Genomic DNA, 21,976 nt, shown 5'->3' with positions numbered 1-21,976 from the left:
GGTGATCCAGGCGATCGTTTTCCTGCCGCTCTTGGCGGCACTTATCGCAGGGCTCGGCCAGCGGGCCATCGGCCCGTTCGCGTCGAAAATCCTGACTACGGGCGCGCTGTTTACCAGCTGCGCACTCAGCTGGCCGATCTTCCTGTCGTTCGTGACGGGCGGCGGCGAAGCCAGCGTGACGACGGTGCTGCACTGGGTGTCGTCGGGCGCGCTCCAGTTCAATTGGGAATTGCGCGTCGACACGCTGACCGCGGTCATGCTCGTCGTGATCACCACGGTGTCGGCACTCGTCCACCTCTATAGCTGGGGCTATATGGAGGAAGACCCGGATCAGGCGCGCTTCTTCGCCTATCTCTCGCTCTTCACCTTCGCGATGCTGATGCTCGTGACCGCGAACAACCTCGTCCAGATGTTCTTCGGCTGGGAAGGCGTCGGTCTCGCATCCTATCTGCTCATCGGTTTCTGGTACAAGAAGCCGAGCGCCAATGCCGCGGCGATCAAGGCCTTCGTCGTCAACCGCGTCGGCGACCTTGGCTTCATGCTCGGCATCTTCGGTACCTTCCTCGTCTTCGGCACCGTCTCGATCCCCGAGATTCTGGCGGCTGCACCGGGCATGGCGGGTTCGACGATCGGCTTCATGGGCATGCGTCTCGATACGATGACGATCCTCTGCCTGCTGCTGTTCATCGGTGCGATGGGCAAGTCGGCGCAGCTTGGGCTGCACACATGGCTGCCCGACGCGATGGAAGGCCCGACCCCGGTGTCGGCGCTGATCCACGCCGCGACGATGGTCACCGCCGGCGTTTTCATGGTCTGCCGCCTGTCGCCGATGTTCGAAACGAGCGAAGTCGCGCAGGGCGTGGTAATGTTTATCGGCGCCGCGACCTGCTTCTTCGCCGCGACCGTCGCGACGACGCAGTGGGATATCAAGCGCGTCATCGCCTATTCGACCTGTTCGCAGCTTGGTTATATGTTCTTTGCCGCGGGCGCGGGCGCCTATGGCGCCGCGATGTTCCACCTGTTCACGCACGCCTTCTTCAAGGCACTGCTGTTCCTCGGTGCCGGTTCGGTTATCCATGCGATGCATCATGAGCAGGACATGCGCTATTACGGTGATCTGCGGAAATCGATCCCGATCACCTATTGGGCGATGATGCTCGGTACGCTGGCGATCACCGGCGTCGGCATCGCGGGCGTCGCGGGCTTTGCCGGCTTCTATTCGAAGGACGGCATCCTCGAAGCGGCCTTCGCGAGCGGCGGCGGCGGCGTGGTGGCCTTCTGGGTCGGCATTTTCGTGGCATTCCTCACCAGCTTCTATTCGTGGCGCCTCGTCTTCCTGACCTTCTATGGCAAGCCGCGCTGGGAACAGAGCGAGCATATCCAGCACGCGGTGCACGACGATCACGGCCACGGCCATGACGATCATGCGCACGCCCATGCCGCGCATGACGACCACCATCATCATGACGCGCACAGTGACGGCACCGCGGGTTATCACCCGCACGAAAGCCCGATCACGATGCTGATCCCGCTGGTCGTGCTGTCGATCGGTGCGGTGTTTGCGGGCATCGCGTTCCACCACCAGTTCATCTATCCCGAAGAGGGGATGGCATTCTGGAAGGGAAGCCTCGCGTTCGACGAGCATCTGATGCACGCTGCGCACGAAGTGCCGTTGTGGGTGAAATGGACGCCGTTCACGGTGATGGCGATCGGGCTGTTCCTCGCGTGGAACAGCTATATCCGCAACACGTCGTTGCCGGGTCGCTTCGTGGCGCAGTTCAAGCTGCTCCACCAGTTCCTGTACAATAAATGGTATTTCGACGAGCTCTACAACATCCTCTTCGTGAAGCCCGCCTTCGCGATCGGTCGCTTCTTCTGGAAGCGCGGGGATGAAGGCACCATCGACCGCTTCGGTCCCGATGGCGCCGCCGCGCTCGTCGCTGGGGGGACCCGTCTCGCGGTCCGGCTGCAATCGGGTTATGTTTATGGATATGCGTTTGTGATGCTGCTCGGTCTTGTCGGCCTCGCCAGCTGGGCCATGGTGAATTTCCTGTGAGCGGCTTCCCGATTCTTTCGCTGATGCTGGCGGTTCCCGCGATCGCCGCCATCGCCTGCCTGTTTGTCGGCGACAAGACGGCGCGCTGGGTCGCGCTGGGCGCGACGCTGGCGACCTTCGTCCTTGGCTGCGTCCTCTGGGCGAACTTCGATATCGGTGGCGCGCAGTGGCAGTTCACCGAACGCGCCGACCTGTTCGGCCGCTTCCAGTGGGCGCTCGGCATCGACGGCATGGCGCTGATGCTGATCATGCTCAGCGTCTTCCTGATGCCGCTCTGCATCCTCGCCAGCTGGGACGCGATCAAGAGCCGCGTCGGACTCTACATGTCGATGTTCCTTGTGATGGAAGTCGTCATGATCGGCGTTTTCATGGCGCAGGATCTGCTGCTCTTTTACATCTTCTTCGAAGCCGGCCTGATCCCGATGTATTTCATCATCGGCATCTGGGGCGGTGCGAACCGCAAATATGCGGCGTTCAAATTCTTCCTCTACACGCTGCTCGGCTCGGTCCTCATGCTGATCGCGATGATCGCGATGATCGCCGAAGCGGGCACGACCGACATCCCGACGCTGTTGAACTATGACTTCCCGGTTCAGATGCAAACGTGGCTGTGGCTTGCCTTCTTCGCCAGCCTTGCGGTCAAGATGCCGATGTGGCCCGTCCACACATGGCTTCCCGATGCGCATGTGCAGGCGCCGACCGCGGGCTCGATGATCCTGGCCGGCGTGCTGCTGAAGCTCGGCGCCTATGGCTTCATCCGCTTCATGATGCCGATGTTCCCCGACGCCTCAGCACAGCTGATGTGGCTCGTGCTTGGGCTGTCGATGGTCGCGGTGGTCTACACCAGCCTCGTCGCGCTGGTGCAGAGTGACATGAAGAAACTGATCGCTTATTCGTCGGTCGCGCATATGGCGATCGTCACCGCGGGCCTGTTCGCGTTCAACCAGCAGGGCATCGAGGGCGCGCTGATCATCATGCTCAGCCACGGTGTCGTGTCGGCCGCGCTCTTCTTCTGCGTCGGGGTGATCTACGACCGGCTGCATACTCGCGAGATCGACCGTTATGGCGGCCTTGCCGTGAACATGCCGGCCTATGCGGTCTTCTTCATGCTGTTTACGATGGCGTCGATCGGCCTGCCGGGCACGAGCGGTTTCGTCGGCGAATTCCTGAGCCTCGCGGGCATTTACGAAGCCTCGAGCTGGGTCGCCTTTGTCTGCACGACCGGGATCATCCTTGGTGCCGCTTATATGCTCTATCTCTACCGCCGCGTCGTGTTCGGCGAACTGACCAAGGACGATGTGAAGGCAATGCCCGATCTCAACCGCCGCGAATGGGCGATCCTGACGCCGCTCGCTGCCGTAGCGCTGTGGATGGGCGTCTATCCCGAAAGCTTCCTTGCCCCGATGCGCGGGGACGTGACCACCGTCGTTGCGCGCCTTGCCCCGGCAAAGCCCGCGGGCGATGCGCACCTTGCCGTCGGCAAGCCAGAGGCCGCCAAGGCGCATGGTGAAGCCGCCCACGGGTCGAGCCATGCGGGAGGCATCCAATGACCGCCGATCTTGCGCTCATCTGGCCCGAACTGATCCTTACGATCGGTGGGCTCATCACGCTGATGCTCGGCACCTTCCTGGGCGACCGTCAGGTCGGTATCTATCAGCTCGGCGCGCTGCTCACGCTGGCGGCCGCAGCTGCGGCGGTCGTCGCGCTCTTCGGCATCGATGCGACGGTTTTTTCGGGCACGCTCTCGGTCGATAACTTCGGCGGCTTTGCCAAGCTGTTGATCTACGCTGCAAGCTTCGTCAGCATCATCATTGCGCCGCGCTTCTTTTCCGGCGGCATGCGCGCCGAATATCCGACGCTGATTCTGTTCGCCGCGCTCGGCATGGGCATCATGGCGTCGTCGCGCGACCTGATGACGCTGTACGTGGGCCTCGAGCTCAACAGCCTGGCCGCCTATGTGCTCGCCAGCTTCATGCGGACCGACGAGCGCTCGACCGAAGCCGGTCTCAAATATTTCGTCCTCGGCGCGCTGGCGTCGGGCATGCTGCTCTACGGCATCTCGCTGCTCTACGGCTTCACCGGCACGACCGATTTCGCGGGTATCGCGAAGGTGCTCGGCGGCGAGCTCAACATCGGGCTGATCTTCGGCATCGTTTTCGTGCTCGCGGGCCTCGGCTTCAAGATCAGCGCCGTGCCGTTCCACATGTGGACCCCTGACGTCTATGAAGGTGCGCCGACCCCGGTGACGACCTTCTTCGCCACCGCCCCCAAGGTGGCGGCGATGGCTTTGATGACGCGCGTCGTGATCGATGCGATGGGCCCCGCGATCGGTGCGTGGCAGCAGATCATCATCTTCCTGGCGCTCGCCTCGATCATCCTCGGTGCGGTCGGCGCGATCGGGCAGAAGAATATCAAGCGCCTGCTGGCCTACTCGTCGATCAACAATGTCGGCTTCATGCTGATCGGCCTTGCCGCGGGAACGCAGCAGGGGGTCGAAGGCGTGCTGACCTATCTGCTCGTTTACGTCGTCACGACGCTTGGCGCGTTCCTTGTCGTGCTCCAGCTTCGCGATGCCGACGGCAACCAGATCGAGAGTATTCCGGCACTTGCCGGCCTGTCGCAGGCTCGCCCCGGCTTGGCCGCGGCGATGGCGGTGTTCATGTTCAGCCTCGCAGGCATCCCACCGCTATTTGGGTTCTGGCCGAAGTATCTGGTGTTCGAGGCCGCGGTGAACGCTAACCTCGTGCCGTTGGCGGTCGCGGGTATCGTTGCCTCGGTGATCGGCGCCTTCTATTATATCGCGATCATCAAGATGATGTATTTCGACGATAAATCGGATACGGAAATCCCGGCGAGCGGCGGCGTGATCGTCGAGGATGCGGTGATCACCGCGAGCGCGCTCTGGCTCTCGGTTATCGGCTATCTCTTTATTCCCGTGCTGGCGGTGGTATCGGCCAGCGCCGCCGCGGTGCTGTTCTGATACCGCCGATCGAGCGGATAGCGCAGACAGGTTCGACCAACGCCGACCTGCTGGCGCGGCTGGCAAGCGGTGAGCATGTCGGCGAGGGCCATTGGCTGATCGCCGACCGCCAGACCGCCGGGCGCGGGCGCCTTGGCCGCGGCTGGAACGACGGGCAGGGCAATTTCATGGGCTCGACCGTCGTCCACCTGACGGTGGGCGATCCGTCGGCTGCAACGCTGGCGCTCGTCGCTGGAGTCGCGCTCGCAAAGACCGTTGCCGCGCTCGCCCCCGGTCTCGGCGCGCAGCTCAAGTGGCCGAACGACTTGCTGGTCGATGGCGCGAAATGCGCGGGCATCTTGATGGAGCGCACCGGCAATTCGGTGGTTATCGGTATCGGCGTCAACCTGGTTGCCGCGCCCGAACTGCCCGACCGCCCGACCGCGACGCTTGCGGACAAGGGGGCGGCGCTCGATCGAGATCATTTTTCCAATGCGCTCGGCATCGCAATGATCGACGCGCTGTGGACGTGGCGGCAGGAAGGCGTGGCGAGTATCGTCCGGGCCTGGCTGCCGCAGGCGCACCCTGTCGGCACGCCTCTTCGCGTATCCGAGCAGGGCATCGACGGCTTCTTCGACGGCCTTGCCGACGATGGCGCGCTGCGCTTGCGCCGCGACGGCGCGGAGACCATGCTGGTGCATGCCGGAGACGTCGAATTACGCCGCCCGGTCGAGGAGGGGAATTAGATGCTGCTCGCGATCGATGTCGGCAACACCAACGCCAAATTTGCGCTTTTCCGTGGAACGGAGTTGCTCGCGCGCTGGCGCATCGCGACCGATGACCGGCGTACCGCCGACGAATATATGGTGTGGCTCGACCAGTTGATGCGGATTGAGGGGCACGACCGCGCCGGCGTCGAAGCGGTCATCATCTCGACAGTGGTTCCGCGCGCGCTTCACAATCTCCAACTGCTCGCTGTGAAATATTTCGGCGTTGATGCGCTGGTCGCGGGGCGTGAACCAGTGACGTGGGGAATCGCGCTCAAGGTCGACGAACCGCAGTCCGTCGGCGCCGACCGCGCGGTCAACGCCATCTCCGCGCAGGCCGTCGAGCCCGGCAAGGACAAGCTGGTCATCAGCTTTGGCACCGCGACGACACTCGATCATATCGGGCCCGACGGCGCCTACCTCGGCGGCATCATCGCGCCGGGCGTCAATCTGTCGCTCGAAGCCTTGGTCGCCGCTGCCGCGAAACTCCCGCGTATCGCAATCGAAGCCCCCGCGACGGCCAGCGTGATCGGCCGCACCACCGAAAGCCAGATGCTGATCGGCGTCTATTGGGGCTATGTATCCATGATGGAAGGCCTAATAGGGCGTATGAAATCCGAAATCGGCAAACCTCTCACCGTCATCGCGACGGGCGGCCTCGCGACGTTGTTCCAGGAACAGGCGCATCTGTTCGATCGCATCGAACCCGACCTGACGCTCAACGGCCTGATGCACCTCTATAACCAGCGGAGTGCAAAAGCATGACCGTGCCGGGCAAGGAGCTGCTCTTCCTCGCGCTCGGCGGGTCGGGCGAGATTGGCATGAACGCCAATCTTTACGGCTGCGACGGCAAATGGATCATGCTCGACCTCGGCGTGACCTTCGGCACCCACGATTATCCGGGTATCGACATCATCATGCCCGACCTCGAATTTATCGAGGACCGCAAGAAGGATCTGCTCGGCATCGTCCTGACGCATGGGCATGAGGATCATATCGGGGCACTGCCGTACCTCGCCGCCGAACTCGGCGTGCCGCTTTATGCCAACCGTTTCACCGCGGGGCTGATCGCCGGCAAGCTGATCGAGGAGGGGCTGGAGAAACAGGTCAAGGTTCATGTCGTCGATATCGACGCCAAGTTCCAGCTCGGCCCGTTCGGTATCCGCTTCCTGCCGCTCGCGCACTCGATCCTCGAGATGAGTGCGGCGGTGATCGATACGCCCTATGGCCGGGTCTTTCACACCGGCGATTGGAAACTCGACGATGACCCGGTGCTCGGCACCCCGTCGTCGGCATCGGCGCTGACCAAGCTCGGTGACGAAGGGATTGACGTGCTGGTCGGCGATTCGACCAACGCCTTCAATCCCGAAGCGTCGGGCAGCGAAGGTGGGCTGTTCGACGGTCTGTTGACAGCAGTCGGGGCGGCAAAGGGAAGGGTGATCGTCACGACCTTTGCCTCCAATGCGGCGCGGCTGAAGACGCTTGGCGAAGTCGCGAAGGCGACCGGGCGTACCCTGTGCGTCGCGGGTCGCTCGCTCGACCGCATCCTCGGCGTTGCGCGCTCGGTCGGCTACCTCAAGGATTTCCCGCCGACGGTCGATTTCGACGAAGCGATGCGGCTACCGCGAAACAAGGTGATGGTGATCGCGACAGGGGGGCAGGGCGAACCCCGCGCGGCGCTGGCGCGCATGGCGGCCGACGGTCACCAGATCAAGCTCGAAGCGGGCGACACCGTCGTCTTCTCGTCGAAGCAGATCCCGGGCAATGAGGTTGCGATCGGGCGGATCATGAACCAGCTCGCGGCCAAGGACGTGCTGACGGTCACCGAGAAACAGGCCCATATCCATGTCAGCGGCCATCCCGGCCAGCCTGAGCTTGCGGCGCTTTACGGCTGGCTGCGGCCAAAGCTGGTCGTGCCCGTGCATGGCGAGATTCGCCACATGCACGAACAGGCGCGTTTTGCGCTCGAACGCGGCGTGCCCGACGCCTTGATCCAGGAAAATGGCGACCTCGTCCGCCTCGCGCCCGGCCCGGCCAGGATCGTAGAGCGCGTTCATTCGGGCCGCCTGATCCTCGATGGCGACGTCATTCTGCCCGCCGATGGCGAGACGATCAATGAGCGGCGCAAGCTCGCGCTCCATGGTCATATCACCGTTGCCGTCATCTTTACCGGCAAGCGCTTTACCGAGGCTGCGGTGAGCTATCGCGGCGTTCCGGTCGAGGATGAGCGCGAGGCCTTCATCGACGAGATGCGCGAAGCGGCGCAGAAAGCCGCGACCGCTCCCGCCAGGGAGCAGGAAAAAATGCGCGAGGCCATCCGCCTCAGCGTGCGGCGAGTGGCGACCGACTGGACGGGCAAAAAGCCCGTCGTCGATGTGATGCTCGTCCAAATCTGAACGGATATGCAAAGATGAAATGGACATCGGCGCTCGCCATCTATCTGCTGTTTTGGGCGTTCAGCGCCTTCTTTGTGCTGCCCTTCCATGGTCGGCGTGCAAGCGATGACGATACGCCGCTGGTCAAGGGGCAGGATCGGGGCGCGCCCGCCACGGTTCGGCCCAAGCGGATCATGCTGCAGATGACGATCGCCGCGACGATCGCGTTCGTTTTCTATTACGTGGCCTATGTGAATGGCTGGGCCGACCCCGACGTGCTCAGCGGGCGGACCTGAGCGCCGTTCACGCTGTCCGCTTGGGGATGGAAAGTGGACGTAGCACATAGCAGTCGCCTCCGCGAAGGCGGGGGCCCTTGGCTGCCTTGCACTGCGTTGCTGCGTAAAACGACAGCGCCCACCGCCTTCGCAGGGGCGACGGCCTGTTATCAATCGGTTCCACCATCCATTGGTCATCCCGCACCTGATCCGGGATACGCCGCAGCGCTGAAGTCGTGGGCCCGGATCAAGTCCGGGGTGACAAAGAGTTGGATGTCTGCAACCGGTCGAAAGCCGCCACGCTGATCCGCTATTGCAAGAGCGGGCCTAGTTCCGCAGGCGGTCGATCGCTTGCGCCAGCGCGACATATAGCTTGCCGATATCCGACGACAGCAAGGTGACGCTGATCGCGGAGCCGTCGCGCGCGCCGATGAGCAGGCGCAGCATCGCTTCGAAGTCGTGGATGAACTGGTTCACCGACGCGTGGAACCCGTCGTCGGCCTGATAGATCCGCAGGATTTCCTTGGCTTCGCTATTGTCGATCAGCTTGACCGCACGCCGCGCGAACACGCCGCGATCGCCTTTGAGATACGCGTCCCATGCGGTATCGCTGACCTCGCTCGACAGAATTTTGGTCACGTCGATCGCGGTCGATTTCAGCGACTCGGTCAGCAAGCCGACCTGCTTGGCGAGCGAATCGCGATCGGACGCGGCGATCGCCTGTTCGGCTTCGCTCACGCGCTGTTCGACGCTGGCGCTGGTGTCCATGATCGTGATCAGTTGGCGCATAAGCCGGTCCGCGGCGCCGTTGGCAGCGGCGACCGCGCGCGCAGAGGCATCCTCGATCGCGCTCAATTGCGCCATGATCTCGTTCTTGAATGCGGCGTCGATCGCGTCGGTCGCGGTTGCCTGCATCGCTTCGCGCGCGCCCGACACCAGCTTTTCGAGCGTCAGCCGCGCCTCGTCCGCGGCCGAATCGGCGGTGGCACGGACTTCGCCGAGCGTTGCGATCATCCGCGCGCCGCCCTGTTCGGCAAATTCGTCGGCGCCGTCGCGCAGCTTCGCCAGCGCCGTCTCGGCGTCGGCGAGCGACGTGTTGATGCGGTCGACCAGCTCCTGCTGACTGGTCGCGTGACCCGCCATCTGTTCCTCGTTGGACTTGAGTGTCGCCTGCACCGCATTGACGTGCGACATCGTCGACTGCGCGACGAGTTCCGACGCGTCGAGGATGGGGCGGAGCTGCGACAGCGCGGTTTGCGTCGTCTTGCCATGCGAGGTGATGCGGTCGAGCGCGTGCGGCAGCGTCTCGTCGAGCTCGCGCGTCACGGCATCAAGCGCGAGCAGCAGCGATTCGGCATGGGTGATCAGCTGGTGCGCCGAAGCATTCCCGCTTTGCACTTCCTGCATGAAAGCGCCGAGCTGTGCCTTGGTATCTTCGATCGCGCGGCCGATAACCCCCGTGCTCGCGCTGACGCTGACGTCGAGCACTTCGAGCTGCTGACCGACATCGTTCACATGCGCGGTGATGCGCGATGCCAGCGCATCGCTTGCGTCGGCGTGCGCGGTAAGCTGCGCGCCCATGGCAATGCCGGCGTCGCGCGCAACGGCGAGTTTCGCCTCCATCAGCGCACCGGCATCGTCGATGCCTTCGCGAAATTGCCGCCAGCTCGCGCCCATCTGGTCCGTCATCGCAGCGACGGTCGAGATCATATCGTTACGCGCGGAGGCGGCCGTGGTCTTCATCTGCGAAAGCGCCGCGCTTTGCACGTCGGCGACCTGCGCCGAGGCGGCGAGCAGGTCCGTTTCGGTTTCCTTCGTCTGTTCCTGCAGCGCGACGATCGCCTCGAGCATGGTCGCGGTCGATTCGGCGCCGGTCTGCGCAGCCTTCGCGGCTTCCTCTCCGAGTGCGGCGAGCCTGGCTTCGAGATTCGCGCCCTGTTGATGCGCGACGAGACCCGCTTCGCGGAAATTGACTGCGAGCCGCTGCGCGACATCGTCGATCCGTGGGAGACCGGCGAGCAGGCCGTCCATTCGTTGCAGCGCGACATCGCCGGAGCGCGCCAGCTGGTCGTGCGCATTGGCGATCACCGACGCATTGCCGGCGAGCTTATCGCTGCTTTCGTTGAGGCGCATCACGGTGTCGAGGCCGAGCTGCTGGACGATCTTCGCCTGATCGCCGAGCTGCTTTTGCGCATCGGCCAGATGCAGGCCGAGCGAATGCATCGATTGGTTCAGTGCCAAATTCTCTTCGCGGAGCGCGGTCGCGACGCGCGCGAAGCGCGCCTGTTCGGATCGGCCCGACCGTAGAAGCGACATCCACAGCACCGCGAGCAGCGTCAGCGGCATGGCGATGGTCGCCAAGAGCGCGGGCCATTCGGCCAGCGCCGGGCTCTTTGCGAAACCGTCGGTTGCGACGAACAAAGCGAATCCGCTCCAGCCGATCGCAAGAAGGATGAGCAACAAGGGGGTGACGCGCTCGCGCCACGCCGACAGCGTGTGCGGCGCTTCGTCGATCTGTGCGGCGTCGAGCGAGGACATGTCGAGCCAATCGCGATCGGCAGGCGCCTCGATATCGGGCGCAGCAGCCGTTTCAGGCGCTGGCACCTGCGTCGCCGAAACGTCGTCGGCTTCGGGATTTGCCGCGGAATTCCGCCACAATCCAACGATTTTCTTTTCCCCCGTCATCCTGCCATCTTAGCATCAAATGACCGCCATGAAACGGAAACTTAACCACAGGCTGTCAATCCTGTGGAATGTCTTTCGACAGTGGCCCCCTCGACCGATATCTCAGCGCAGCGTTCGGTGACGATCCGGCGATGGCGATGGACCTGCGCGGGGCGTTTACAGGCAGCGCGCGCGACCTTTCCGACCTGATGCGCCGCTCCCGCTGTGATGCCAACTGGGCCATGGCGGCAACCCGTCTTAAGGGGCTCGCCGCGACTTTTGGCATCATCCCGCTGATCCAGCTTGCCGAACAGGCGATCGAGGGTGCGCCGGGGGATCCTGCGGTTCTGCGCCAGATCAATCAGGCCATCGACGCGATCGCCTGACGGACGGCCGCCTGACTTGGCTGGCGGCGATCCGGGTTCAATTCCGGTTCAGCCGCGGTGCTGCAATGAAATATCGATACCGGCTGTCTTGCCTTGGCAACGTGACGGGTTTAGCCGCGTTTGTGACGCGTGGCCGGACCTGTATGCATAGGGGCTGGCGGCCGAGTTCAGAGGAGAGATTTCGATGTTCAACCGTTTCCGCTCGATGCCCGCAACGGCGATGGCTGCCGTGCTGGGCTGCGCGCTGATGACGACTGCAATTCCGGCAGCTGCCCAGGAAAAGCCCAAAAAGGAAAAGCCGAAAAAGGGAGAAGAGGCCAAGGGTGGCGGAATCTCCGTCAGCAAGGGCTTCATTCCCGCCGCGAAAAAGATGGAAGAGGCGCAAAAAGCCAAGGACGCTGTCGCGTTGCAGGCTGCGCTGACCGAAGGGCAGTCGTCGGCGACGTCGCCCGACGACAAATATCTGGTCGGCTTTTATCAGCTTCAGCTTGGCATCCTGAACAAGGATCAGGCGCTGCAGGGGCAGGGGCTCGACGCGATGCTCGATTCGGGCCTGACCCCGCCCGAAAGCCTCGCGGTCTATAACTTCTTCTCCGGCAACTTCGCTTATGGCGCCAAGGATTATCCGAAGGCTATCAAGCGGCTCGAAGCGGCGCGCGCTGCCGGCACAACCGAATCCAGCGCCCCCGTTCTGCTGATGGATAGCTATCTGAAAGCCGGACAGGTCGATCAGGGCATCGCAACGGCGAAGGCCGCAATCGATGCGAGCCGCGCTGCCGGGCAACGTCCGTCGGACGAACTCTATGTTCGCCCGATCCAGGCGTTGCAGGCCGCAAAACGGACCGACGAGATGCTCGACCTGATGACGTTGCGGATGCGCGATTACAACCAGCCGGCCGTGTGGCGTCAGACGCTCTTCAGCTTGCTGCAGGCGAATCCGGACAAGGAAGTCGGCCTCGATGTTCTGCGTCTGATGCGCGCAACAAATTCGATGCTGCAGCGCCCCGAATATCTCGAATATGCGTCGCTCGCGACCGAGGCGGCGTTGCCGGGCGAAGTCGTCTCGTTGATCAAGGCAGGCCGGGCCAGCAAAGTTCTCCCGACCCCCGATCCCAAGCTGGACGAGCTTGTGAAGAGCCAGAGTGACCGTATCGGTGACGAGGAATCGACGCTGACGGCCTATGCGCAAAAGCCTTCGACACTGTCGAATCCCAAGGTTGCAGGCGCGACCGGCGACGCGATGGTCGGTTACGGCCGCTACGCCGATGCCGTTCCGCTGTACAAGGCAGCGCTGACTGCTGGCGGCGACAAGGAATTGTGGACCTATCGTATGGGCGTTGCCCAGGCCCTTGCGGGCGACGCGGCGGGCGCAAAGGCAAATTTTGCGCAGATCACCGGCAACCGCAAACGGCTTGCGCAATTGTGGATCGCGAAGCTCGAAGGCTCGGCCGCGCCGGCCGCTCCCACACCGGCTGCACCGGCTACCGGCAGCTGACCTTTCGATCGTTGCCAAAAATTTGGGCGCCCCTCCGGAATGGAGGGGCGCCCTTTTTCATGTCGCCGATGGCACGAACGCTCAGGGTTCGACGGGAATTCCAGCCAGCTGCTTTGCGGTGCGAATCGTGAGCGACGTCTTCACGCTTGTGACGTTGGGTGCTGATGTCAGGTGCGCGGTCAGGAAGGACTGGAAGCTTTGCAGGTCGCGCGCGACCACCTTGAGCAAAAAGTCGATCTCGCCATTCAGCATATAACATTCGCGCACCTCGGCGAGCCCGCCGACATAATCCTCGAACGCCTTGAGATCGGATTCGGCCTGGCTGCGCAGACTGACCATCGCAAAAACGGTAATGCCATAGCCGAGTTTCGCTGCGTCGAGGTCGGCATGATAGGATCGGATGACTCCCGATTCTTCGAGCGCGCGGACTCGGCGGAGGCACGGCGGAGCGGTCAGCCCCACCATCTGTGCCAGCTCGACATTCGTCATTCGCCCGTTTTTTTGCAACTCGCCGAGTATCTGCAAATCAATCTGATCGAATTTCTGGCTAGCCATCATTGAAACATCCGTTTTCCAAAATTGCGATGACCATAATAATATTTCAGGCGATTGCAATTGTCCCACAATGCGACGTGGAAGGTTAAGGCACTTTCATGACCGGATGATTCACGCTAGCCGGTAAGCATACGGTAACCAACGACTGAGGGTTTGGGGCTGACTTCGCGTGACTGCTGACTCGATGATTGCGACCATCTTGCGCCAAGCGCCTGCGGATCGCCGCGCGAGCATCACAGCGTGGCGGCAACTCTCCGATATTCTGGCTCAGCGCGGCAATCAACTGCACGATGACGATATTCGCCGCAGCTTGCATGCACTCGCGGTATTGCGGCCTCGCGTCCCCGAATCCATCCGTCGCGACTGCGCGCGGGCGATCTCGCGGCACGGGCGTTTCGCGCCGCTAGTGGCGCTTTATGCCAATGACGTCGCTGCGGTGTCGGCGATCATGCTGCGCGATGCGCGGCTGACCGAAGCCGACTGGCTGGCGCTGCTGCCAGCCACGAGCGCGATGGCGCGTTCGGTGTTGGCGGGCCGGTCCGATCTGCCGCAAGGCGTTTACCGCGCGCTCGCAAGCCTTGGCAGCGCATCTGTCGCGTTGCCGCAGCCCGAAGCGGCGGTTCAGGAAGAGCCTGTTCCGATGGCGGAAATCGTGCCGGAGTCTTTGGCCGAAGGCGCTCAGAGCCAGATCAGTGAACTCGTGCGCCGGATCGATAAATATCAATCGACCCGCAGCCACCCTGCCCAATCCCGCGCGCCGCGTGCGGCCTTCCTGTTCGAAACCGGACCCGACGGCGTGATCCATTGGGTCGAGGGTGTGACGCGTGGTGCGGTGATCGGGCTCTCGATCGCCGAGGCGGCCTTTGGCGGTGAGCCCGGAACCGATGGCGTCGCCGCCGGCGCCTTTCGTCAACGGGCCGAAATCATCAACGCGCGCATGCTGCTGGAAGGGACGCCGGCGGATGCGGGGGAATGGCGCTTTTCGGCTTTGCCATGGTTCGATCCCGCGACGGGGCAGTTCCGTGGCTATCGCGCCAGCGCGCGCCGTCCGCACCGCAATGAAATCCCCTATGGCCGCCCTGCCGCCGAGGATTCGGGCGATTCGATTCGTCAGCTGATTCACGAACTGCGCAGCCCGCTGAACGCTATTTCGGGTTTCGCGCAGATTATTTCGGGACAGATGTTCGGCCCGGTCAGCCACGGCTATCGCGCGATGGCCGAAACGATCGTCGCCGATGCCGCGTCGGTACAGTCTATCATCGACGATCTGGAAACCGCGGCGCGGAGCAGCACTGCCGTTGTGGCTACGCCGGCCGACGAAATCGTCGATATCGGCGCGGTGGTGACGCAGGTTGAAAGCGACCTTGCCCCGCTCCTCGCCGACCAGCGCGTCGACCTCAGCATTTCACGTGTCGGCGGGCCGTTTCTGGGACTTGCCAGCGATGCCGATGCGCGGCGGATGGTCGGGCGCCTGCTGACCGCGCTGGTCGATGTATCCGAACCGGGGGCAATATTGGTCGGGCAATTGGTGACCGAATCGCGGCACGACGACATGTTGCAGCTTCGCATTGTTCGCCCCTCGACGATCCGCTTCGCGACCGCCGCCGACCTTCTCGACCCGGGTTTCAGTCCAGAAGGGGAGGCACCCGGCGCGGCGGTGCTCAGCCTCGGCTTTTCGCTCCGCCTCGTCGACAGCCTGGCGCGCGGCGGCGGCGGACGTCTCGATATCGGGCATAACGCCTTGACCTTGCATCTGCCCTCCGCCAACTCGAAGGCCGAAGTCGAGCTGGAAGCCCAGCAAGGCGAATAGGCCCGGGGGGTCGGGGCAAAGGGGAGCATGGTGCAGCCTGCGGGCAATTTCTTTGCATATCCGGCCGCATCGGACCTGATCGAACTGGACGCGGGTGAACGGCCGCGCTTCTGGGTGACGATCGATACCGAAGAGGATTTCGATTGGGAGGCGCCCTTTGCGCGCACCGGCTACCGGCTCGCCTCGGTTCCGGCGCTCGCCAAATGTCAGGCGTATTTCGAGGCCGCCGCCGTTCAGCCCATCTATCTCGTCGATTGGCCGATTGTGGCCGACGACCGCGCGGTCCAGATCCTGGGCGCGGCGCGGGACGCCGGCCGCTGCGAAATCGGGGCGCAGCTCCACCCGTGGGTGACACCGCCGCACGAAGAGGATGTGAACGCGCACAACAGCTATACCGGAAATCTGCCGGACGGTTTGCAGCGCGCGAAAATGACGGCGCTCCGTAATGCGATCCGTGATCGGTTTGGCGTGGCGCCGATCGCCTATCGGGCGGGCCGGTACGGGTTGGGGACCAACACGGCGGCGATGCTCGCCGAACTGGGCTTCCGCTGCGACACATCGGTGCGCGCAGGATTTGATTACCGCGCGGGGCATGGCCCCGACTACCGCAACGCTCCGCTCCACCCATGGTGGGTTCACACCGGAAATGGCGCGGTGCTGGAAATGCCGGTCACCACGGTATTTGGCGGCTTGTTCGGCAAAGCGGGGCGCGGTGTCTATCATCGTATCGCTCGCGGCGGGACGCACGCCGGCGCCGCGCTGGCGCGGCTGGGTCTGGTCGAGCGGATTGCGTTGACGCCGGAAGGGATTCCCGCCGAACGCGCCGTAAAGGCGATCGATATCGCTATCGCGGCGCGCCTTCCGGTACTCAACTTCTCCTTTCATTCGCCGTCGCTGCAGCCGGGGAATACCCCCTATGTCCGCAGCATTGCCGACCTCGACCTCTTCTATCGTTGGTGGGATATCGTGCTCGATCATCTCGCGCGGCGCGGTGTCGAAGCGACGAACGCGGCCGGGATCGTCGCGATGGCCGAACGCAAAGCATCTCCGGCGTCGCCATCCTGATCGTTGGCGCTTGCCAACGCAGCGCGGCCTCCGCTATCGCCCGCACACCCCCATCGGGTTTCAAAAGGGGGGCCTGTAGCTCAATGGTAGAGCCGGCCGCTCATAACGGCTAGGTTGCGGGTTCGAGTCCTGCCGGGCCCACCACTTCCTTCCCCATTTTCCTTGCAAATCGAAACCGATACCTCTTCATTGCGTGGGCAGGAGGAGAGGGACATGGGGAAGCGGCGGACAGTTTTGCTCGGCGGTCTTGCGATTTTGGCGCTGGTTGCGGGGACGGCGACGGTGCGGACCACGACCTTCGCGCCCAAGGACATTGTCGATGGCAGCGACATCAGGCTGGCCGCGGTGCCGGTCTATGATCTCGATGCGGCGGTTGGCCATCTGAGCGCCGCGGCGCAGATCAAGACGATTTCGCATCAGGATCCGGCGGAGAATGATGTTGCCGAATGGGACCGACTCCACGACTGGCTCGCGGCGACCTACCCCGCCACGCATCGCGTCATGGCGCGTACCATCCTGCCGAACCGCACGCTCATCTATCATTGGCCGGGCAGCGATGCGTCGCTCGCCCCGATCATCGTCATGGCGCACCAGGATGTCGTCCCGGTCACCGAAGGCACCGAAGGCGACTGGAAATATCCTCCCTTTGCCGGGACGATTGCCGAAAAGGCGGTGTGGGGCCGTGGTACCGTCGATGACAAGGGCTCGCTCATCGGCCTGTTCGAAGCGATCGACGCGCTGGCGTCGAACGGGTTCCAGCCGAAGCGCGGCATCTATCTGGTGTCGGGGCATGACGAAGAGGCCGGCGGCTCGGGCGCGGTGGCTGCTGCCGCCCGGCTGAAAGCCGAAGGCGTTCGTGCACTTTACACGCTCGACGAAGGCAGCGTCGTGTTGCGCGATACGCCGGTGATCGACGGTCCGGCGATCCTGATCGGGGTTGCCGAGAAGGGCTATGCGACGCTCAAGGTGACCGCCAACGCTCCCGGCGGGCACAGTTCGATGCCGCCGGCCGAAACGGGCGTGACGACCTTGGCGCGTGCAGTGCTTGCGATCACTGAAAGCCCGTTCCCGATCGAGATGCGCGGTCCCGGCGCGGCTATGGTCGAGGCGCTGGCGGCGCACAAGGGCGGCACGACGAAGCTCGCGGTTGCGAACCAGTGGCTGCTCGGTCCGGTCCTGAAAAAACAGCTCTCGGCATCGCCGTCGTCGGTCGCTGCCTTCCACACGACGATCGCACCGACGATGCTTCAGGGAAGCCCGAAGGAGAATGTGCTGCCGCAATCGGCGACGGCGCTGATCAACTACCGCATCGCGCCGTGGAACAGTTCGGCCGACGTCATGGCGCGCGCGAAGGCCGCGGTCGGCGATGCGCCGGTTGAACTGAGCTGGGTCAAACCGCCGAACGAACCGTCGCGCGTGTCGTCGAGCACGTCGCAGGGCTGGAAATATGTCGTCGCCGCCGCGCGCGCCGATGCGCCCGACGCCGTCGTGGCGCCCTTTCTGGTTGTCGGAGCAACCGACAGCCGCAGTATGGAGCCGATTTCACAGGATGTGTACCGCTTCATGCCGATGCACTTCACGCTGAAGGAAACCGCGATGATCCACGGTACCAACGAGCATATGACGATCGACAGCTTCAAGCGCATGATCGATTTCTATGCGCGGCTGATTGCGACGTCCGCGGGATAATCATGTTGGGAAAATAGTGGTCGGGGAGACAGGATTCGAACCTGCGACATCCTGCTCCCAAAGCAGGCGCGCTACCGGGCTGCGCTACTCCCCGACTACTGCCCCGCGCCTTAGACAGGGCAGAGACACAAGTCTATCCCGCCCGGACTCGCTCTGACGAAAAAGCTGGGCAAAGAAAAAGGCGGCCTTCCCGAAGGAAGACCGCCCGTTTCTCGTTTCAGTCAACGCCCCGAAGGGCTGCGACTTACTTCTTTTCTTCAGCCGGAGCAGCAGCGGCCGGAGCAGCAGCGGCATCAGCCGGAGCAGCAGCGGTTGCAGCAGCGTCAGCCGGAGCAGCAGCTTCTGCACCAGCAGCAGCAGCGTCGGCACCAGCGGCAGCGGCTTCAGCGCCAGCAGCAGCGGCGTCGGCGCCTTCTTCAGCAACAGCTTCAGCAGCCGGAGCTTCCGTGGTGGCTTCTTCAGCAGCCTTTTCACCGCAAGCGGCGAGGGCGAACATGCTGGCAGCAACGGCGATAGCAGCAAATTTCTTCATGATGTGTGGGCTCCCTAAAATGCCTTAACGCGTTGGGGAAACTTTCCCGTTCCGCGAGCGGCGGGATTTAGCCGTTCCGCATGAATCGTCAACAAAAATAATTGAGATGGTCGGCGGGGACGGGAATCTGTCATTTCTCCGTCATACTCAGGGGAGTTCTTCGTTCGTGCTGTTGGCGAGAATCGCCAGAGTCGCTGCCCAAACTGTCACATTTTGCCGCAACTGCGCAGGGTCGATCTTGTCGAGTGTGTCGTCGGGTGTGTGGTGGATATCGAAATAACGTGTCCCATCCTGCGCCAGATCGATCGCCGGAACACCCGCCTCGACGAGCGCGCCGATGTCGGCCCCGCCATTCGCGGATTGTTTCCCGCGTACCACTCCGAACGGCATCAGCGCGGCGGCAATCCGGTCCGAAAGTGCCTTCGCGCTGTCGGGCAGCTTGAAATCGACCCGCCATACCCGGTCGGCACCGAAATCGGATTCGAGCGCGACGGCGTGCTTCTCTTTCCCGTGCGCGCCGAAATAGGCCTTGCCGCCGAACACGCCGACTTCCTCGGCGCCCGCCCAAAAGATGCGGATCGTCCGGCGCGGTTGGCCTGCTGTCATGACATGCTTCGCGGCGGCGGTGATGATACCGCAGCCCGCCGCGTCGTCGATCGCGCCGGTGCCCAGGTCCCAGCTGTCGAGATGGCAGGCGATGATGACCGGACTGGCCGTCGGATCGCTGCCGGTGACTTCGGCGATAACATTGCCCGACTTCTTCGTGCCGAGATTCTGCGGGGTAAGGATCAGCTTCATCTTGAGCGGCGGCCGTTTATCGGAGCGCACAGGTTGCGGGCGTTGCCACTGCCGGACAAGTTGATCGGCGTCGGGGTTCGAGATTGCGCCGGCCGGGATCGGTTTCACACCGGCCTCGAAATTGGTGACCCCGGTGTGCGGGTTTCGGTGGTTGTCGGTGCCGATTGAGCGGATTACGATCGCGATCGCGCCTTTTTTCGCGGCGATATTGGGTCCGGTGAACCGGCCACGACCATAATAGCCATAGCCGCTACCGTCCTGTGTTGGCTTCATATCATGGTCGATGAAGACGATCTTGCCTTCTACCGATGCATTGGAGGCGGTCGCCAGCGCGTCGAAGCTTTCGAAATAGGCGATATCGCCTTCGATCCCCTTCGGTCCGGTCGACTCGCTGTTGCCGAGCGCGGTGATCGCGAGCTTCTGGGGCAGGAGGGTGCTGGTCAACCACGCTTCTTCGACACCGCGCACCCATACGGGCATATCGAACGGCTCTTCGCGCACATTGCGGAAGCCCATCGCCTGCAACCGCTGGGTGGCCCATCGCCGCGCGACGGCTTCGGCTTCGGTGCCCGCCATCCGCGGACCGATATCGGTCGTGAGCCCTTTGGTAATCGACCACGCCGGGTCGTCGCCGGTTTGCGCCAGATCGACGGCTGTTGGCTCCGCAACGGCGGTTGTGGTGAGTATAAGGGCGGCGAGCCCGGCAAGGCGGGTGGTGCTACGGATGATTTGCATGGTGTATTCCATGCGGCGAGCCCGCACGCGCCGCAAGCGCCGATTGCCAAGCGGGCGCCCATTCGCTAACCGGCGCGCAACTCATTCTGTCCCGGCCGCGCGCGCGGCCCAGCCCATATCCGGAGCATTTCCATGGCCGCCCAATATAGTTTCGTGATGAAGGGTCTGAACAAGACCTATCCCGGCGCGCAAAAGCCGACGCTCAAGGATCTGAGCCTGCAATTCTATCCCGATGCCAAGATCGGCATTGTCGGCCCGAACGGTACGGGCAAGTCGACGCTGATGAAAATCATGGCCGGGATCGACAAAGAATTCACCGGTGAGGCCTGGGCGGGCGACGGCATTACCGTCGGCTATCTCGCGCAGGAGCCGCAGCTCGACCCGACCAAGACGGTCAAGGAAAACGTCATGGACGGCGTCCGCGGCGTCGCCGACATGATGGAGCGTTTCAACGAGATCAGCACGCTGATGGCCGATCCGCCCGCCGACGCCGATTTCGACGCGTTGATGGAAGAAATGGGCACGCTTCAGGAAAAGATCGACGCGGTCGATGGCTGGACGCTCGACAACCAGCTCGAAATCGCGATGGAAGCGCTGCGCTGCCCGCCGGGCGATGCGAGCGTCGAAAGCCTGTCGGGCGGTGAAAAGCGTCGCATCGCGCTGACCCGCCTGCTGCTCGAAAAGCCCTCGATCCTGCTGCTCGACGAACCGACCAACCATTTGGACGCCGAAAGCGTCGCCTGGCTCGAAAAGCATCTCGTCGATTATCCGGGGAACGTAATCCTCGTCACTCACGATCGTTACTTCCTCGACAATGTCGTGAACTGGATCCTCGAACTCGATCGCGGTCGCTACTTCGTCTACGAGGGCAATTATTCGACCTATCTCGAAAAGAAGGGCAAGCGCCTCGAGCAGGAATCGCGCGAGGACGCCGGTCGCCAGAAAGCGATCAAGGACGAGCTCGAGTGGATTCGGCAGTCGCCGAAAGCGCGTCAGGCCAAATCGAAGGCGCGTATCAAAAGCTTCGACCAGCTGGTCGAGGCGCAGGAAAAGCGCATCCCCGGCAAGGCGCAGATCGTCATTCAGGTTCCCCAGCGCCTTGGCGGCAAGGTGATCGAGGTCGAGAATATCTCGAAAGCCTTTGGCGACAAGCTGCTGTTCGAAAACCTCTCCTTCTCGCTCCCGCCCGGCGGCATCGTCGGCGTGATCGGTCCGAACGGCGCGGGTAAATCGACCCTGTTCAAGCTGATCACCGGGCAGGAAACCCCCGACAGCGGCAAGGTGACGATCGGCGACACCGTCCATCTCGGCTTCGTCGACCAGAGCCGCGACGATCTGAAACCCGACAATAATGTCTGGCAGGAAATCTCGGGCGGCGCTGAAATGATGAACATCGGCAAGCACGAGATGCAGACGCGCGCTTATGTCGGCGCGTTCAACTTCAAGGGCGTCGATCAGCAGAAAAAGGTTGGCCAGCTCTCGGGCGGCGAACGCAACCGCGTCCATATGGCGAAGATGCTGAAACAGGGCGGCAACGTGTTGCTGCTCGACGAACCGACCAACGATCTCGACACCGAAACGCTCGCCGCGCTCGAAGAAGCGCTGGAGAATTTTGCGGGCTGCGCCGTGGTCATCAGCCATGATCGCTTCTTCCTCGATCGCCTCGCGACGCATATCCTCGCGTTCGAGGGTGACAGCCATGTCGAATGGTTCGAGGGCAATTTCGAATCCTATGAAGAAGACAAGATTCGCCGCCTCGGCGACGATGCGACACGTCCGCATGCGACGTCGTACAAGAAACTGACACGCTGATCT

At 63.1% G+C, this 21,976-nt stretch carries 17 protein-coding genes and 2 tRNA genes; 14 read left to right on the top strand and 5 right to left on the bottom strand.

From position 1 onward, the window contains the following. The first annotated feature begins 1 nt into the window (after position 1). Genes nuoL through AC3A43_RS05960 form a run of 7 tightly spaced genes read left to right on the top strand, consistent with a single transcriptional unit; the run spans position 2 to position 8,453 of the window. Positions 2–2,056 (top strand): NADH-quinone oxidoreductase subunit L, encoded by a 2,055-nt coding sequence (gene nuoL, locus AC3A43_RS05990; protein WP_487791610.1) that lies wholly within the window; start codon positions 2–4, stop codon positions 2,054–2,056. Continuing rightward, positions 2,053–3,606 (top strand): NADH-quinone oxidoreductase subunit M, encoded by a 1,554-nt coding sequence (locus tag AC3A43_RS05985; protein WP_487791609.1) that lies wholly within the window; start codon positions 2,053–2,055, stop codon positions 3,604–3,606. The genes nuoL and AC3A43_RS05985 overlap by 4 nt, the downstream gene beginning before the upstream one ends. Continuing rightward, positions 3,603–5,036 (top strand): NADH-quinone oxidoreductase subunit NuoN, encoded by a 1,434-nt coding sequence (gene nuoN, locus AC3A43_RS05980; protein ID WP_487791608.1) that lies wholly within the window; start codon positions 3,603–3,605, stop codon positions 5,034–5,036. The genes AC3A43_RS05985 and nuoN overlap by 4 nt, the downstream gene beginning before the upstream one ends. Further along, positions 4,958–5,761 (top strand): biotin--[acetyl-CoA-carboxylase] ligase, encoded by an 804-nt coding sequence (locus AC3A43_RS05975; protein WP_487792029.1) that lies wholly within the window; start codon positions 4,958–4,960, stop codon positions 5,759–5,761. Before nuoN ends, AC3A43_RS05975 begins: the two co-directional genes overlap by 79 nt. Further along, positions 5,762–6,547 carry a type III pantothenate kinase gene (locus AC3A43_RS05970; protein WP_487791607.1) on the top strand — a complete coding sequence of 262 codons (786 nt, stop codon included), beginning with the start codon at positions 5,762–5,764 and terminating at the stop codon, positions 6,545–6,547. After that, a complete protein-coding gene (locus tag AC3A43_RS05965; RefSeq protein ID WP_487791606.1) occupies positions 6,544–8,178 on the top strand; it encodes a ribonuclease J in 1,635 nt (544 codons plus the stop codon). The genes AC3A43_RS05970 and AC3A43_RS05965 overlap by 4 nt, the downstream gene beginning before the upstream one ends. 14 nt (positions 8,179–8,192) lie before the next feature. Continuing rightward, positions 8,193–8,453, top strand: coding sequence for a DUF1467 family protein (locus AC3A43_RS05960; RefSeq protein ID WP_487791605.1), 261 nt, complete (start codon positions 8,193–8,195; stop codon positions 8,451–8,453). Between the two features lie 306 nt (positions 8,454–8,759). Here the strand turns inward: AC3A43_RS05960 and AC3A43_RS05955 are convergent, their stop codons facing one another. Beyond that, positions 8,760–11,117, bottom strand: coding sequence for a coiled-coil domain-containing protein (locus AC3A43_RS05955; protein ID WP_487791604.1), 2,358 nt, complete (start codon positions 11,115–11,117; stop codon positions 8,760–8,762). Positions 11,118–11,248: 131 nt separating this feature from the next. Between AC3A43_RS05955 and AC3A43_RS05950 the strand changes: the two genes are divergently transcribed. After that, positions 11,249–11,482, top strand: coding sequence for an Hpt domain-containing protein (locus AC3A43_RS05950; protein WP_487791603.1), 234 nt, complete (start codon positions 11,249–11,251; stop codon positions 11,480–11,482). 184 nt (positions 11,483–11,666) lie between these two features. After that, positions 11,667–12,977 (top strand): tetratricopeptide repeat protein, encoded by a 1,311-nt coding sequence (locus AC3A43_RS05945; protein ID WP_487791602.1) that lies wholly within the window; start codon positions 11,667–11,669, stop codon positions 12,975–12,977. Positions 12,978–13,058: 81 nt separating this feature from the next. Here the strand turns inward: AC3A43_RS05945 and AC3A43_RS05940 are convergent, their stop codons facing one another. Further along, positions 13,059–13,532 (bottom strand): Lrp/AsnC family transcriptional regulator, encoded by a 474-nt coding sequence (locus AC3A43_RS05940; RefSeq protein WP_192645538.1) that lies wholly within the window; start codon positions 13,530–13,532, stop codon positions 13,059–13,061. A 184-nt stretch (positions 13,533–13,716) separates the two neighbouring features. On the opposite strand from AC3A43_RS05940, the gene AC3A43_RS05935 reads away from it, so the two are divergent. From AC3A43_RS05935 to AC3A43_RS05920, 4 genes are all read left to right on the top strand, one after another. Continuing rightward, complete coding sequence (locus AC3A43_RS05935; protein WP_487791601.1) at positions 13,717–15,342, top strand: histidine kinase dimerization/phospho-acceptor domain-containing protein; 1,626 nt, start codon at positions 13,717–13,719, stop codon at positions 15,340–15,342. 27 nt (positions 15,343–15,369) lie between these two features. Further along, positions 15,370–16,407 (top strand): polysaccharide deacetylase family protein, encoded by a 1,038-nt coding sequence (locus AC3A43_RS05930; RefSeq protein WP_487791600.1) that lies wholly within the window; start codon positions 15,370–15,372, stop codon positions 16,405–16,407. A gap of 69 nt (positions 16,408–16,476) precedes the next feature. After that, positions 16,477–16,551, top strand: a tRNA-Ile gene (locus AC3A43_RS05925). Positions 16,552–16,620: 69 nt separating this feature from the next. After that, a complete protein-coding gene (locus AC3A43_RS05920; protein ID WP_487791599.1) occupies positions 16,621–18,096 on the top strand; it encodes a M20 family peptidase in 1,476 nt (491 codons plus the stop codon). A 17-nt stretch (positions 18,097–18,113) separates the two neighbouring features. Here AC3A43_RS05920 and AC3A43_RS05915 read toward each other — a convergent pair. The 3 genes from AC3A43_RS05915 to AC3A43_RS05905 all read right to left on the bottom strand — a co-directional run bounded on the left by AC3A43_RS05915 (position 18,114) and on the right by AC3A43_RS05905 (position 20,161). Then, positions 18,114–18,190 (bottom strand) — tRNA-Pro (locus AC3A43_RS05915). Continuing rightward, positions 18,181–18,570 carry a hypothetical protein gene (locus AC3A43_RS05910; RefSeq protein ID WP_487791598.1) on the bottom strand — a complete coding sequence of 130 codons (390 nt, stop codon included), beginning with the start codon at positions 18,568–18,570 and terminating at the stop codon, positions 18,181–18,183. The genes AC3A43_RS05915 and AC3A43_RS05910 overlap by 10 nt, the downstream gene beginning before the upstream one ends. A gap of 205 nt (positions 18,571–18,775) precedes the next feature. Then, positions 18,776–20,161 (bottom strand): M28 family peptidase, encoded by a 1,386-nt coding sequence (locus AC3A43_RS05905; protein WP_487791597.1) that lies wholly within the window; start codon positions 20,159–20,161, stop codon positions 18,776–18,778. A gap of 132 nt (positions 20,162–20,293) precedes the next feature. On the opposite strand from AC3A43_RS05905, the gene ettA reads away from it, so the two are divergent. After that, positions 20,294–21,973, top strand: coding sequence for an energy-dependent translational throttle protein EttA (ettA, locus tag AC3A43_RS05900; protein WP_487791596.1), 1,680 nt, complete (start codon positions 20,294–20,296; stop codon positions 21,971–21,973). Positions 21,974–21,976 lie beyond the last annotated feature (3 nt).

The sequence above is a fragment of the Sphingopyxis sp. Soil_C_28 genome, assembly GCF_057657055.1.
Note: the sequence above shows the minus strand (reverse complement) of the source record. Positions and strands in the feature narration are given on the sequence as shown.

Bases quoted from the DNA above. Each gene is read 5' to 3' on its own strand.
- nuoN (WP_487791608.1), top strand. From the start codon at position 3,603: ATGACCGCCGATCTTGCGCTCATCTGGCCCGAACTGATCCTTACGATC.
- AC3A43_RS05970 (WP_487791607.1), top strand. From the start codon at position 5,762: ATGCTGCTCGCGATCGATGTCGGCAACACCAACGCCAAATTTGCGCTT.
- AC3A43_RS05965 (WP_487791606.1), top strand. From the start codon at position 6,544: ATGACCGTGCCGGGCAAGGAGCTGCTCTTCCTCGCGCTCGGCGGGTCG.
- AC3A43_RS05960 (WP_487791605.1), top strand. From the start codon at position 8,193: ATGAAATGGACATCGGCGCTCGCCATCTATCTGCTGTTTTGGGCGTTC.
- AC3A43_RS05955 (WP_487791604.1), bottom strand. From the start codon at position 11,117: ATGACGGGGGAAAAGAAAATCGTTGGATTGTGGCGGAATTCCGCGGCA.
- AC3A43_RS05950 (WP_487791603.1), top strand. From the start codon at position 11,249: ATGGCGATGGACCTGCGCGGGGCGTTTACAGGCAGCGCGCGCGACCTT.
- AC3A43_RS05945 (WP_487791602.1), top strand. From the start codon at position 11,667: ATGTTCAACCGTTTCCGCTCGATGCCCGCAACGGCGATGGCTGCCGTG.
- AC3A43_RS05940 (WP_192645538.1), bottom strand. From the start codon at position 13,532: ATGGCTAGCCAGAAATTCGATCAGATTGATTTGCAGATACTCGGCGAG.
- AC3A43_RS05935 (WP_487791601.1), top strand. From the start codon at position 13,717: ATGATTGCGACCATCTTGCGCCAAGCGCCTGCGGATCGCCGCGCGAGC.
- AC3A43_RS05930 (WP_487791600.1), top strand. From the start codon at position 15,370: ATGGTGCAGCCTGCGGGCAATTTCTTTGCATATCCGGCCGCATCGGAC.
- AC3A43_RS05920 (WP_487791599.1), top strand. From the start codon at position 16,621: ATGGGGAAGCGGCGGACAGTTTTGCTCGGCGGTCTTGCGATTTTGGCG.
- AC3A43_RS05905 (WP_487791597.1), bottom strand. From the start codon at position 20,161: ATGCAAATCATCCGTAGCACCACCCGCCTTGCCGGGCTCGCCGCCCTT.
- ettA (WP_487791596.1), top strand. From the start codon at position 20,294: ATGGCCGCCCAATATAGTTTCGTGATGAAGGGTCTGAACAAGACCTAT.